10 protein-coding genes are annotated in these 12,253 nt (G+C 73.2%); 4 read left to right on the top strand and 6 right to left on the bottom strand.

The features are described from left to right. Window positions 1-242: 242 nt before the first annotated feature. From CAE01nite_RS15930 to CAE01nite_RS15920, 3 genes are read right to left on the bottom strand one after another with little or no spacing between them, the layout of a single operon-like run. Window positions 243-1,136 (bottom strand): carbohydrate ABC transporter permease, encoded by an 894-nt coding sequence (locus tag CAE01nite_RS15930; protein ID WP_146906521.1) that lies wholly within the window; start codon window positions 1,134-1,136, stop codon window positions 243-245. Beyond that, window positions 1,133-2,179 (bottom strand): carbohydrate ABC transporter permease, encoded by a 1,047-nt coding sequence (locus CAE01nite_RS15925; protein ID WP_146906520.1) that lies wholly within the window; start codon window positions 2,177-2,179, stop codon window positions 1,133-1,135. Before CAE01nite_RS15925 ends, CAE01nite_RS15930 begins: the two co-directional genes overlap by 4 nt. A 4-nt stretch (window positions 2,180-2,183) precedes the next feature. Next, on the bottom strand, window positions 2,184-3,482 hold the full coding sequence (locus CAE01nite_RS15920; RefSeq protein WP_146906519.1) for an ABC transporter substrate-binding protein: 1,299 nt from the start codon (window positions 3,480-3,482) through the stop codon (window positions 2,184-2,186). Between the two features lie 110 nt (window positions 3,483-3,592). Here CAE01nite_RS15920 and CAE01nite_RS15915 point away from each other — a divergent pair, with 110 nt between their 5' ends. From CAE01nite_RS15915 to CAE01nite_RS15905, 3 genes are all read left to right on the top strand, one after another. Continuing rightward, window positions 3,593-4,624, top strand: coding sequence for a LacI family DNA-binding transcriptional regulator (locus CAE01nite_RS15915; RefSeq protein WP_246131273.1), 1,032 nt, complete (start codon window positions 3,593-3,595; stop codon window positions 4,622-4,624). Window positions 4,625-4,718: 94 nt separating this feature from the next. Continuing rightward, window positions 4,719-5,681 carry an acetylxylan esterase gene (locus tag CAE01nite_RS15910; RefSeq protein WP_146906518.1) on the top strand — a complete coding sequence of 321 codons (963 nt, stop codon included), beginning with the start codon at window positions 4,719-4,721 and terminating at the stop codon, window positions 5,679-5,681. Window positions 5,682-5,775: 94 nt separating this feature from the next. Further along, window positions 5,776-7,068 carry an endo-1,4-beta-xylanase gene (locus CAE01nite_RS15905; RefSeq protein WP_222595957.1) on the top strand — a complete coding sequence of 431 codons (1,293 nt, stop codon included), beginning with the start codon at window positions 5,776-5,778 and terminating at the stop codon, window positions 7,066-7,068. Here the strand turns inward: CAE01nite_RS15905 and CAE01nite_RS15900 are convergent. From CAE01nite_RS15900 to CAE01nite_RS15890, 3 genes are all read right to left on the bottom strand, one after another. Then, on the bottom strand, window positions 6,984-8,441 hold the full coding sequence (locus CAE01nite_RS15900) for a multidrug effflux MFS transporter (protein ID WP_186816628.1): 1,458 nt from the start codon (window positions 8,439-8,441) through the stop codon (window positions 6,984-6,986). The two genes, CAE01nite_RS15905 and CAE01nite_RS15900, sit on opposite strands and share 85 nt — an antisense overlap. Window positions 8,442-8,502: 61 nt before the next feature. Next, the gene (locus tag CAE01nite_RS15895) at window positions 8,503-10,425 is read right to left on the bottom strand and encodes an ABC transporter ATP-binding protein (RefSeq protein WP_146906516.1); all 1,923 of its coding nucleotides are present in this window, start codon (window positions 10,423-10,425) and stop codon (window positions 8,503-8,505) included. Window positions 10,426-10,508: 83 nt separating this feature from the next. Further along, the gene (locus CAE01nite_RS15890) at window positions 10,509-11,573 is read right to left on the bottom strand and encodes a CopD family protein (RefSeq protein ID WP_146906515.1); all 1,065 of its coding nucleotides are present in this window, start codon (window positions 11,571-11,573) and stop codon (window positions 10,509-10,511) included. Between the two features lie 379 nt (window positions 11,574-11,952). On the opposite strand from CAE01nite_RS15890, the gene CAE01nite_RS18270 reads away from it, so the two are divergent. After that, a partial coding sequence (locus tag CAE01nite_RS18270; RefSeq protein WP_186816635.1) for a hypothetical protein occupies window positions 11,953-12,253 on the top strand: 301 nt, incomplete at its 3' end.

Raw genomic sequence — 12,253 nt, 5'->3', positions numbered from 1 at the left:
CAGCGACTCGCCCGAGCGGGCAGGGCGCGTCACCCCGGGGATGGCTGGGGCAGTCACAGGTCGTCTCCTTGGACGGGCAGAACGTGGACGGGCAGAGCGTGGACGGGCAGAACGTGGACAGGCTGAGCGTGGACGGGCAGAGGCGCCACGGGGCGCGCCGGACGTGCGCGGGCCCCAACAGCACGGCGGCCGGGCGCGGGGTGCGCGCCGGCCGCCGGGCTGGGCAGTGCAGAGCGGGCGGGTCAGCCCTTGACGGCACCCTGGAGGCCGTTGACGATCCGCTTCTCCATCGCGAGGAAGAAGATCAGCGCCGGGATCATCGCCAGCGACGTGAACGCCAGGACGCCTGCGGTGTCCTGCGCGTGCTCGCTGGAGAACCCGGCGACACCGAGCGGCAAGGTCTGCGCCGCCGGGTCGTTGAGGATCAGCAGCGGCAGCAGGTAGGAGTTCCACGACGCCACGAACGCGAGCACGCCGACCGTCACCATCGCGGGCCCCGACAGCGGCAGCAGGATCCGCCAGAAGAAGCCGATCCGCGACGTCCCGTCGAGCTGGGCCGCCTCCTCCAGCTCCTTCGGCAGGGCCATGAGGAACGGCCGCAGGATGACGATCGTCATCGGCAGCGAGAACGCCGCCTGCGGCAGCGCGACGCCCCAGAAGCTGTTGGTGAGGTTCAGGTCCCGGATCATCAGGAACAGCGGGATGATCGCGACCGTCAGCGGGAAGAGCAGCCCGAGGGTGAAGACCGTGGTCAGCAGGCCGCGACCCTTGAAGTCGTAGCGCGCCAGCGGGTACGCCGCCATCACGCCGAAGACCGCCACCAGCGCCGTGGTGATGAGGGCGACGACCGTGGAGTTGAGGGCGTAGCGCCAGAACTCCGGCGACGTGAGCACGTTGACGTAGTTGGTGATGATCCACGGGTCCGGCAGGCCGACGGGGTCCGCGGCCAGCTGGGGGTTGGACCGGAAGCCACCGAGGATCGCGTAGATGACGGGCCCGAGGGTGGCGACCACGACGATCAGGGCGATCGCGTAGATCGCGACGTTGCCGCCGCTGAAGCCCTTGCCGCGGCGGGGCGGCGGGTCCTCGAGGAGCGCCGGACGGCCCGTCGCCGGGGTGAACGTGGGAGCGCTCATGCCTTCGCCTTCCTCGGCTTGGGGGCTTGCGGGTTGTCGCGACGGAGCACCAGGTACTGGTACAGCGCCGCGATGATGAGCGAGATGACGAAGAGGATCACGGCGACCGCGGAGGCGTAGCCGTAGAGGCTCCGGTTCGTGCCCTGGTTGATGAGGTACGTGGCCATCGTCATCGTCGAGTTGGCCGGACCGCCACCGGTGAGGATCCAGACCATGTCGAACAGCTGGAGCGCGCCGATGATCGACAGGAAGCCCCAGGTGCGGATGGTCGGGCCGAGCAGCGGGATGGTGATCCGGCGCTGCACCTGCCACCAGGAGGCGCCGTCGAGCTGCGCCGCCTCGTACAGGTCCGCGGAGACACCCTGGAGGCCCGCGAGGAAAAGGATGATCGCCAGACCCAGGTACTTCCACGTGAGCACGACCATGACCGTGCCCAGCGCCACGTCGGGGTCACCGAGCCAGAGCTGGGTGAGGCCACCCAGACCGACGGCGTCGAACATCGCGTCGATGACGCCGTTGGGCTGGAGCAGCATGAGCCAGACGACGCCGGCGACGACCTCGGCCAGCACGTACGGGACGAAGATGATGACCCGCAGCGCCGTGCGCCCCCAGATCTCCCGGTTCAGGAGCAGGGCGATGGCCAGCCCGAGCGGCAGCTGGATGATGATCGACAGCACGATGATGATCAGGTTGTGCATCACCGCGTCGGTGAACACGGTGTCGCGGAGCGCCTGCGTGTAGTTGTCCAGCCCGACGAAGTCGTCCATCGGGCCCAGACCGTTCCACTTGTAGGTGGAGTACCGCACGGCCTGGACGACCGGGACCACGACGAAGAGGACGAACAGCGCAAGAGCCGGCGCGACGAAGAAGGCGATCTCCAGGCGCTTGCGCGCGTTGCTGGAGACCGATCGGCGGCGACGCCGCTGTCCCCCCACGGCACCCGCCGCCGACCTGGCCGGAGCCAGGTCGGCGGCGCGTGCGTCGCGAGGGGTGGCAGCGACGGCCCCGGTGCTGGTCGAACGCGCCGTCAGGTCGTCCGCCATGTCATCACTCGTTGTCGAGAGCGGTCTGGGTCGCGTCGACGATGTCCTGCGGGCTCGCCTCGCCGGCGAACATCAGGGCGATGGCGTCGTTCATGGCGCCACCGACGTTCTCGCCGAAGTACGTGTCCAGGTACAGCTGGACACTGCTCGCCTCCTCGTCGCGGTACGTGAGGAGGTCGGCCAGCGCCGGGTCGGCGACGGAGCCGGTCGCGGCCGGGTTCGTCGGCAGGCCCATGCTGTTCTCGGCGAACGTGGTCTGGACCTCGTCGCTGAGCAGGTAGTTCGCAAAGTCGGTCGCGGCGTCCGGCGCCTCGGCCGAGACGGCCCACGCGTCGCCGCCACCCATGGCGGACTCGGGGTCACCCTCGCCACCCTCGACGGCCGGGAACGGGAACCAGCCCGTCTTCTCGCCCAGGCCCTGCTTGTCCTCGGTGAGCCCCTGCATCACGCCGGGCTCCCAGTGACCGGCGAGCTCCATCGCGACCTGCTCGGTCGCCAGCAGGCCGGACGCGCTGGTCGGGCCGGTCTGCGCCGGCGTGGCCAGGAAGCCCTCGTTGAACGGCTCGGCGGCGATGAGCTCCTCGAGGTCCTCGCCGGCCCGCACGAAGCACTCGTCGGAGAGGTCGCCGTCGGTCGTGGCGGCACTCATGGCGTCCTCGCTGCACTCACGCTGGGCGAAGTAGTACCAGTAGTGCGCGGCGGGCCACTTGTCGCCCGCGCCGACGGAGATCGGCTGGATGCCGGCGGCCTTCAGCTTCTCGATCGCGGCGTACAGCTCGTCCATCGTGGTCGGGGCCTCGGTGATCCCGGCCTGCGTGAAGAGCTCGGTGTTGTACCAGAAGCCGACGACGCCGACGGAGAACGGCAGCGCGTACGTCTTGTCGTCCACCTGCCACCCGGCGACGGAGCCGCCGATCTTCTCGATCGCCTCGGCGGAGTCCTCGGTGATGTCCTTGGTCAGGCCGGCCTCGACGTGAGCGGCGAGCTCGCCGCCGCCACGCTCCATGTAGACGTCCGGCGTGTCGCCGGTCTGGAAGGCGGCGTCGAGCCGGGTCAGCATGTCCTCGTGCGCGAGGGCGCTGATCTCGATCGTCACGCCGGGGTTCTCGGCCTCGAAGTCCTTGGCCACCTGCTCGTAGACGCCCTTGCCGGGGTCGCTGTTCGAGTTGTGCCACCAGGTGATGGTGTTGTCCCCGCTGTCGGAGCCCTCCGCTGCGGTGTCGCTGCCGCCGCCGCCACAGGCGGCCAGCATGGCCACACCCGCGGTCAGCGCCACGGCCGAGAGAACGCGGTTCCGCGCCATAGTCAGTGTCCTTAGTCGTCGTTGACGGGCAAGTCTCGAAGAGCATCACATGCTCGATCTGGGAGTGTCAAACGTTTTCGATAACGTTTTCGTAGCGGTACCATCGCCACGTGACCGACCTCCAGCGCTGGACGACGACCACCGGACCTCACCGTGTGACGATCAACGACGTCGCGCGGGAGGCGGGCGTCTCGGTCGCCACCGTGTCCAAGGTGATCAACGGACGCTACGGCGTCGCGGTGAGCACCTCGGAGCGGGTGCAGCAGGTGATCGACGATCTCGGGTACGAGTCGAGTCTCGTCGCAAGGAGCCTGCGCAGCCACCGGACGAACGTCATCGGGATCCTCGTGGCGGAGTTCGAGCCGTTCAGCACCGAGATCCTCAAGGGGACCTCGCAGGCCATCACCGACACGGGCTACGAGCTGCTCGCCTACTCCGGCGGCGGGCGGGCCGGGACGAGCGTCGGCTGGGAGCGCAGGTACCTGTCCCGGCTCAGCGGGACCCTGATCGACGGCGCCATCCTGGTGACCCCGACGGTCGTCGAGCCGGGCGGGTCCGTGCCGGTCGTGGCCATCGACCCGCACGCGGGGCCGGCGGGCATGCCCACCGTGGACTCGGACAACTTCGCCGGCGCCTCCACCGCGACCCGGTACCTGCTCGGCCTGGGGCACCGGCGCATCGGCTTCCTCGGCGGCCGCCCCGACCTGGAGTCCTCGCGCCAGCGCGAGGACGGCTACCGCTCGGCCCTGGCCGAGGCCGGTGTCGCCGTCGACCCCGACCTCATGCGGGTGGGCGGGTACCGGCGCGCCAGCACCGTGGAGCCGGCGCGCGAGCTGCTCACCCGGCCCGACCGGCCCACCGCGCTCTTCGCCGCGAACGACCTGTCGGCGCTCGGCGTGATGGACGCGGCCGCGGCCCTGGGGCTGACCATCCCCGACGACGTGTCCCTGGTCGGGTTCGACAACATCCCCGAGTCCGCCCTCACGACCCCGCCGCTGACGACCATCCACCAGCCGATCCAGCAGATGGGGGCGGCCGCCGTGGACCTGCTCGTCCACCTCATGGACGGCAGCGGTGACCGCGACACGCACGTGCGGCTGCCCACCGACCTCGTCGAGCGCGGGTCCGCCCGGGCGCTGTAGCCCACGCTCGTCCTGGCCGGCACCCGGCCGGCGCTCGCCCTGCACCTGAACGACGTCGTCCGACGTCGTCCCTCGTCCCACCGCTGGAGGACCGATGTTCGTCGACATGCCCGAGGACCGGCTGCGGGAGCACCGCTCCGCGGTGAGCGAACCGGAGGACTTCGACGAGTTCTGGTCCCGGACCGTGGCCGAGGCCCGCACGCACGACACTCCCCCGCAGCTGGTCAGGGTCCCCAGCCCCCTGACGACCCTCGAGGTCCACGACGTCACCTTCCCGGGGTACGGCGGCGAGCCGGTCCGCGCGTGGTACCGCCGTCCGGCCGGCGTCACCGGACCGCTGCCCGTCGTCGTCCAGTACGTCGGCTACGGCGGCGGTCGGGGCCACCACCTGGAGAACCTCGTGTGGGCGTCGGCCGGGTACGCGCACCTGCAGATGGACACCCGCGGCCAGGGGTCGGGCTGGAGCCGTGGCGACACCCCCGACAGCGGCGGCGCGGGCCCGCAGATCCCGGGCGTCATGACCCGCGGCATCGAGGACCCGCAGACCTACTACTACCGGCGCCTGTTCACCGACGCGGTCCGGGCGGTCGACGCGGCGCGCCTCCTGCCGGGCGTGGACCCCGAGCGGGTCGCGGTGCTCGGCGGCAGCCAGGGCGGCGCGATGGCGCTCGCCGTCGGCGGGCTCGTCCCGGACCTCGCCGCCGTCGTCGCCTACGTCCCGTTCCTGTGCGACATCGCCCGGGCCGTGACGATCACCGACGCGTACCCGTTCCGCGAGGTCGCCGACTACCTGGCCACGCACCGGGAGAAGGTCGACGCGGTGCTGCGGACGCTGTCCTACATCGACGGCACCGCGTTCGCCCGCCGGGGCACCGCACCGGCCCGCTTCTCGGCGGCGCTGATGGACGACGTCGTCCCGCCGTCGACCGTGTTCGCCGCGCACAACGTCTACCCGGCCGCCAAGGAGATCCGGGTGTGGCCGTTCAACGGCCACGAGGCCGGCGCCGTCCAGGACGACGCCGAGGCGCTGGAGTTCCTCGCCCGCGTGCTCGCCTGACCCTCCCGAGGGACCGGCCCGGACCAGCCCGACGCTGCACCAGCCCGACCCCGGACCAGCTCGACCCCAGTTCTTCGACGACGAGGAGAGACCCATGACCCCGACCTACCGTTCACCGTCCCCCGACCCCACCATGGCCCACCGCACCGCCGACGCGACCCTCGTCGTGCGCGGCGCCGACGGCAGCCCGCTGGCGGGCGCGGAGGTCGTCGTCGAGCAGACCCGGCACGCGATCGCGTTCGGGAACATCGGCTTCGACTTCATCGGCTACGCCAACGGCGAGGTCGAGGCGACCCCGGACAGCCCGTTCGGCGGCGCCGGGCCCGAGCTCGGCGAGACGCTGTCGAAGCTCTACTTCGACCTGTTCAACACCGCGACCCTGCCGTTCTACTGGGGCGGGTTCGAGCCCGTCCGCGGCAAGCCGGACACCGCGCGCGTGCTGCGCACCGCGCAGTGGCTGGTCGAGAACGGCGTGCAGGTCAAGGGTCACCCGCTGGTGTGGCACACGGTGACCGCGGACTGGCTGCGCGACCTGCCGACCGACGAGGTCGAGGCGGCCCAGCGCGACCGCATCCGTCGCGAGGTCACCGACTTCGCCGGCGTCGTGGACACCTGGGACGCCATCAACGAGGTCGTCATCATGCCGGTCTTCACCAACGAGGAGCGGATGAACGGGATCACCCGCCTGTGCCTGGAGAAGGGGCGCATCGCGACGATCCGGATGGCCTTCGAGGAGGCCCGCGCGGCCAACCCGGACGCGACGCTGCTGCTCAACGACTTCGACATGTCGACGGCGTACGAGTGCCTGATCGAGGGCGTGCTCGAGGCCGGCATCCAGGTCGACGCGCTCGGTCTGCAGAGCCACATGCACCAGGGCTACTGGGGCGAGGAGAAGACCCTGCGCGTGCTCGAGCGGTTCTCCCGCTACGGCCTGCCGATCCACCTCACCGAGAGCACCCTGCTGTCCGGCCACCTGATGCCGCCGGAGATCAAGGACCTCAACGACTACCAGATCCCGTCCTGGCCCTCGACGCCCGAGGGTGAGGCGCGGCAGGCCGAGGAGATGGTCCGGCACTACCGCACGCTCGTCTCGCACCCGTCGGTGCAGGCCATCACCTACTGGGGCCTGTCGGACGAGGGCGCGTGGCTCGGTGCGCCGGTCGGGTTCGTCCGGGCCGACGGCACCCCCAAGCCGTCGTACGACGCGCTGCACGGGCTGGTCAAGGGCGAGTGGTGGCTCGCGCCGACCACGGTCCGCACCGACGACGAGGGCCGGGTCCCGGTGCGCGGGTTCCTCGGCGACTACCGGGTGACCGCCGGCGCCACGTCGGCGTCCTTCACGCTGGACACCGCCGGTGCGGTCTCCGCGGAGGTCACGCTGGGCTGATCGCGGCCGCCCGCGCCGCGGACGACGACGCCCGTCCCGCCGAGCAGCCCGACCAGCGGGCTGACCGCGCCGCCGAGCGCACCCTGCAGCGAGCCGATCACGGCGGACGCCGTCCCGGACCGCTCCGGGTGCCGGGACAGCGCGAGCGCCGACGCGTTGGAGATGATCGACGCCAGCAGGGCGACGGTCACCCACAGCGGGACGATGAGGCCCACGACGCCGCCGGCGTGGGTCGCCGCCACGGCGACGAGGGCACCCGTCGACACCACGGTCGCCGGCAGCCCGGCGCGCAGCAGGCGCACCGGGCCCACCCGGCGCACCAGCGAGGCGTTGAGCTGCGAGCCGACCATCATCGACGTGGCACCGAGCCCGAACACGAGCGCGAAGTCGCGTGCGGTCAGCCCGTACTCGCCCTGGAGCACGAAGGGCGAGCCCGTCACGTAGCTCATGATCACGGCGAGGCCGAGGCCGGGCAGCACCGCCAGCGCGACGAACTCCCGGTCGCGCAGCAGCCGCCCGTAGCCGCGCACCGACGCCCCGAGCCCGCGGGCGGTGCGCCGGTCGGCGGGAAGGGTCTCCGGCAGCGCACGCGCGACCGCCAGCCCGAGCAGCGCGCCGAGGACCGCGAGCGCCACGAACACCGCCCGCCAGCCCCAGCGGTCCGCCACGGCGCTGCCCACGAGCGGCGCCAGGATCGGCGCGACGGCGATGGCGATCCACAGGCGCGACATCAGCCGTGCCGCCTCCGCGCCCCGGAACCGGTCGCCGATGACCGCCATCGCCACGACCGACGCGGCGGCACCCACCACGCCCTGGAGCACGCGCAGCGCGACGAGCTGGCCGATCGTGGCGGCGACCACGCACAGCAGCGCGACGACGACGTACGCGGCCATGCCGAGCACCGCCGGGCGGCGGCGGCCGTAGCGGTCGGACAGCGGACCGACCACGAGCTGGCTGAGCGCACCGCCGATGAGGACGCAGCTGATCGTCAGCTGTGCCGCGGCGCTGGTCGTGGACAGGTCGCGGGCGACCTCCGGCAGGGACGGCAGGTACATGTCGGTGGTCGCCGCCGGCAGGAACGCCAGCGCACCCAGCAGGACCACCAGGCCGCGGTGGCGTCGGTGCCCGGCGGTGACGGCGGGCTCGGGAGTCGCGGGGGTCGTCACGGACGCCGGGCCGTCGGCCGGCACGTCGGGCCGGGCGGCGGCCCGGGCCTCCGCAGGCCGGACGTCGGCGCGGACGTCAGCGGCCGGGAGGTCGCCGGCCCGGTCGTCCGGCACGTCCGCGGGCACGCCGTCCGGCAGGTCGGCGGGCTCGGAGGACCGGCGGGTGGACAGGCCGGCCGAGGCCGCGGTGGGGTCGGTGGTCTGCACGGGTGAAGTCTGACATCGAATCGATTCGAACGCTGCACCGGTGAGCCCGTCCGGGTCGGCGTCACACCAGCAGCTGGTGCGACGCGAGCTCGCGGTAGAGCGGGCTGGTGGTCAGCAGGTCCTCGTGCGTGCCGACGCCGACGACGCGCCCGGCGTCCAGGACGACGATCCGGTCCGCCCGCACGACCGTCGCCAGCCGATGGGCGACGATGAGCACCGTACGACCCCGGGCGGCGGCGTGGAGCGCGTGCTGCATGGCCTGCTCGTTGCGTCCGTCCAGGCTCGCGGTCGGCTCGTCCAGCAGGAGCAGCGGGGCCCCCGCCAGCAGCACCCGGGCGATCGCGAGCCGCTGCCGCTCGCCGCCGGAGAGCCCGACGCCGCCGTCCCCGACCTCCGCGTCGAGGCCAGCCGGGTGCCGGTCGACCCGCTCGAGCAGGTTGACGGAGTCGAGGACGCGACGGCAGGCGTCGTCGTCGGCGGCCGGGGCGGCCAGCAGCAGGTTGTCGCGGAGCGTGCCGGCCAGCACCGGGGCGTCCTGCTCGACGTACCCGATCTGGCCCCGCAGCGCGGCGCGCGGCAGGGTCCGCAGGTCGTGCCCGTCGAGGCGGACGACGCCGTCGTCCGGGTCGTAGAACCGCTCGGCCAGGGCCAGCAGGGTGGACTTGCCGGCCCCGGACGGTCCGACGACCGCGGTGGTCCCGCCCGCCTCGACGGCGAGCGTCACGCCGCTCAGCACCGGCTCCCCGGGGCGGTACGCGAAGGACACGCCATCGAACGCGAGCAGCGGGTGCCGCGCCGGGGCGGTCGGGCCGCCGTCGACCGGCGCCGCCGGGGCGGCGAGGTGCGGCGTGGCGCCGTCGTCGTCGGACTCCGGCGCGAGGTCGAGGATCTCCTGGATCCGGGCGAGGGCCCCCAGTGCGGAGCGCACGGAGGCGATCGCGCCGAACGCCTGGCCCAGCGGGGTGAGCATGAGGAACAGGAAGAGGATGAAGCTCACCAGGTCCGCGACCGTCAGGGCACCCGTGGCGACCCGGTAGCCGCCGACCCCGAGCACCGCGAGGAAGGCACCCTGGATGGCCAGTCCGCTGACCGGCCACAGGATCGCCCCGAGCCGGGCGATGCGGACGCCCAGGTCGTAGGCGGACCGCGCGTCCGCCTCCAGCCGCGCGCTCTCCCGTTCCGTGGCGTTGGCCGCCCGCACCGTCCGGACCGCCGACAGGGCACGCTCCACGCCCGCGGCGACGCGGCCGACGGCGTCCTGCGACTGCCGGGTCAGCACCTGGATGCGGGCGCTGGCCACCACAACGCTGACGACGGCGACCGTGATGACCCCGACCGTCATGCCCAGGAGCAACGGGTCGAGCAGCGCCATCGCCACGACGGACCCCGCGAACACGAGCGTGCCACCGACCGCGTCGAGCAGCCCGCCGGTGAGCACCGAGCGCAGCATCGTGGTGTCCGACCCCACCCGGGAGACCAGGTCCCCCGTGCGTCGGGTGTCGTACTCGGCGACCGGCAGGCGCAGCAGGCGTCGGATCAGCCGACGCCGCGCGTCCAGGACGACCCCCTCCGCGGTGCGCTCGAGGCCGTACTGCTGCAGCGCGCCGAGCACCCCGGCGCCGACGACCAGCGCCACGAGGACCCCGACCCCGCCGCCGTACGGCTCGCCCCGCCCGACGGCGGTGATCACCCGGTTGACCACCACCGGCTGGGCCAGGCTCAGCCCCGCCGAGAGCACCGACACCACGAGGACGAGCGAGAGCACGCGGCGGTGCCCGGAGAGGTACGCGAGCAGGTCGCGCAGGCGGGCGGGGGTCGGCGGGGTCTCGGTGCCGGAGTCTGAGTCGGTCTCGGTGCGGGTCGGGGTGGTGGTGCCGGTCGCGGTGCCGGTGCCGGTGCCGGTCGCGTGGTCGGTCCCGGTGCCGGTGGCGGGGTCGCTGCCGGTCGCGGTGTCGGTCTCGGTCCTGGGGGCTCTGTCCGCCATGGGTCCACCCTGCCGCGCGCCGGTCGTCGCCGGGGCCGGTCCCGTCCACGTGGCGTCGGACGGCGCGCCGCCCGGCCGGTGCGTCAGACGGGCGGGGTACGGCCCAGGGCGACACCGAGGCCGAGGGCGACCGCCATGATCGCGAGCTCGCCGACGGCGAGCCTCGCGAACAGCGCCCGGGAGGCCGGCGAGCGCTCCAGCGCGGGCAGCACGCGGCGGCGATGCTGGCGGCCGAGCACCCCCAGGACCACCAGCGCGACCACCTTGGCGGTCGTCAGGGCGCCGTAGGCGGTCGTCGGGGACGGCCAGTGGCCGACGCGGTACAGCGCCCCGGCGACCCCGGAGGCGGCGACCGCCAGGAAGCACCAGCCGGCCAGCGTCGAGAAGCGCCGGGCGCTGGCGGCGATGTGCGGTCCGAGGTGGCGGCGCAGCAGCGCCAGCCCGGCGAGACCGCCGACCCAGGCGGTCACCCCCGTCAGGTGCAGGACGAGCGTGTTGACGGCCGCGTCGTGGCTGGCTGCGCCCGCGGAGTGGCCGCCGAGCGCGGGTGGCAGCAGCGCGCCGAGCGACACCAGGGCGAGGACCGCGAGGGTCGACACCCGGCGCGCACTCTGCGCCCCGACGAGCACGGCCGCCACCAGGACGACCGTGCCGGCCAGCAGGCGCCCGACCTCGACGTCCACGAGGAACGTCCCCAGCCGGTCGAGCGCGCCCGGCTCCCCCAGCCCCACGCCGACGACGTCGGAGTACGTCAGCAGCAGCACGCCGACCGCGAGCCCGGCCCACCCGGCAGCCCAGCGGGCGGCCAGCCGCACCGCGCGGACCTGGTGCGGACCAAGCAGGTCGCGGTCCCGCTCGGTCGTCCGGGGCAGGGCCACGACGGCGATCGCGAGCAGGCCGATGGTCATGGTGGCGGCCGCGTCGTGCAGCGCGCGCAGCACCGGCAGCCCCCAGCGGGTGAGCAGCCCCGGGTCCGAGAGCGCTGCCGGTCCGGTCGGGCCGACGGCCAGCTCGCCGACGGCCGCGAGGGCGGCCACGGCGACCACAGGCGCGAGGGCGAGCAGCGCGACGACGAGCAGCCGTGTGCGTGCGGTCCGGGCGGGCGGTGAGCCGAGGCGCTCGGGAGAGGTGTCGGATGCGGGGCTCACGGTGGGCTGACGGTACCGGAGGGGTCGGCGGGGGCTGGCCGGGCCCGGGCTGCGAGGTGACTCCTCGCGTCAGCGGGGCGCGTCCGGAGACGTCTGCGGACGTCAACTCGGCGTCGGCTCTGGTCGAAAGCCTTGGCCGCCGGAAGAGGAGACGGCCCGACACGAGCCGACCCAGCAGGTCCCCCTGCTCATGAACGCACTCGCATGGTGAAAAAGGTGCTCAGCTCGGGGCCCTTCAATGGACGTCAAGGCGTCCACAGGCCGACGCGGGGACGGCTCGTCCACAATCTATGGTGACCCGCCAGGAATGTCAGTAGGCCACCCTAGAATAGGAAGCAACAAGCCGATTCGGTGCAGACGCCGGGGAGGGGTGAGCGCCATGGACGACCACGAGCCGGACGAGCCAGGCATCACCCCGGCGCGTGCCACCGGCACGGACCTGTCGACGGTGCGGCCGGAGGTCGCGGAGCTGCTGACGGCGCTGGAGGCGGTGGCCGATGCTGCGGTCGCCGTGGCCCGGTCGGACGGCGGGGTGGACGGTCGTGAGGCGGCGGTGGTGGCCGCGGGGATCGCAGCCGCGACGAGCCGGCTGCGGGTGGTGCAGGCGCGGATGCTTGCGGTGGTCGAGGCGGACGGGATCTGGTCGGTCGAGTCCCGGTCGCTGGTCCGGTGGGCCGCCC

Source organism: Cellulomonas aerilata (assembly GCF_007991755.1).
Classification (GTDB): Bacteria; Actinomycetota; Actinomycetes; order Actinomycetales; family Cellulomonadaceae; genus Pengzhenrongella; species Pengzhenrongella aerilata.
The sequence above is the reverse complement of the archived record's forward strand: the minus strand, read 5'-3'. Positions and strand labels throughout refer to the sequence as shown.

Coding starts and splice junctions, on each gene's coding strand:
- CAE01nite_RS15925 (WP_146906520.1), bottom strand. CDS start 2,179: ATGGCGGACGACCTGACGGCGCGTTCGACCAGCACCGGGGCCGTCGCT.
- CAE01nite_RS15910 (WP_146906518.1), top strand. CDS start 4,719: ATGTTCGTCGACATGCCCGAGGACCGGCTGCGGGAGCACCGCTCCGCG.
- CAE01nite_RS15930 (WP_146906521.1), bottom strand. CDS start 1,136: ATGAGCGCTCCCACGTTCACCCCGGCGACGGGCCGTCCGGCGCTCCTC.
- CAE01nite_RS15895 (WP_146906516.1), bottom strand. CDS start 10,425: ATGGCGGACAGAGCCCCCAGGACCGAGACCGACACCGCGACCGGCAGC.
- CAE01nite_RS15905 (WP_222595957.1), top strand. CDS start 5,776: ATGACCCCGACCTACCGTTCACCGTCCCCCGACCCCACCATGGCCCAC.
- CAE01nite_RS15920 (WP_146906519.1), bottom strand. CDS start 3,482: ATGGCGCGGAACCGCGTTCTCTCGGCCGTGGCGCTGACCGCGGGTGTG.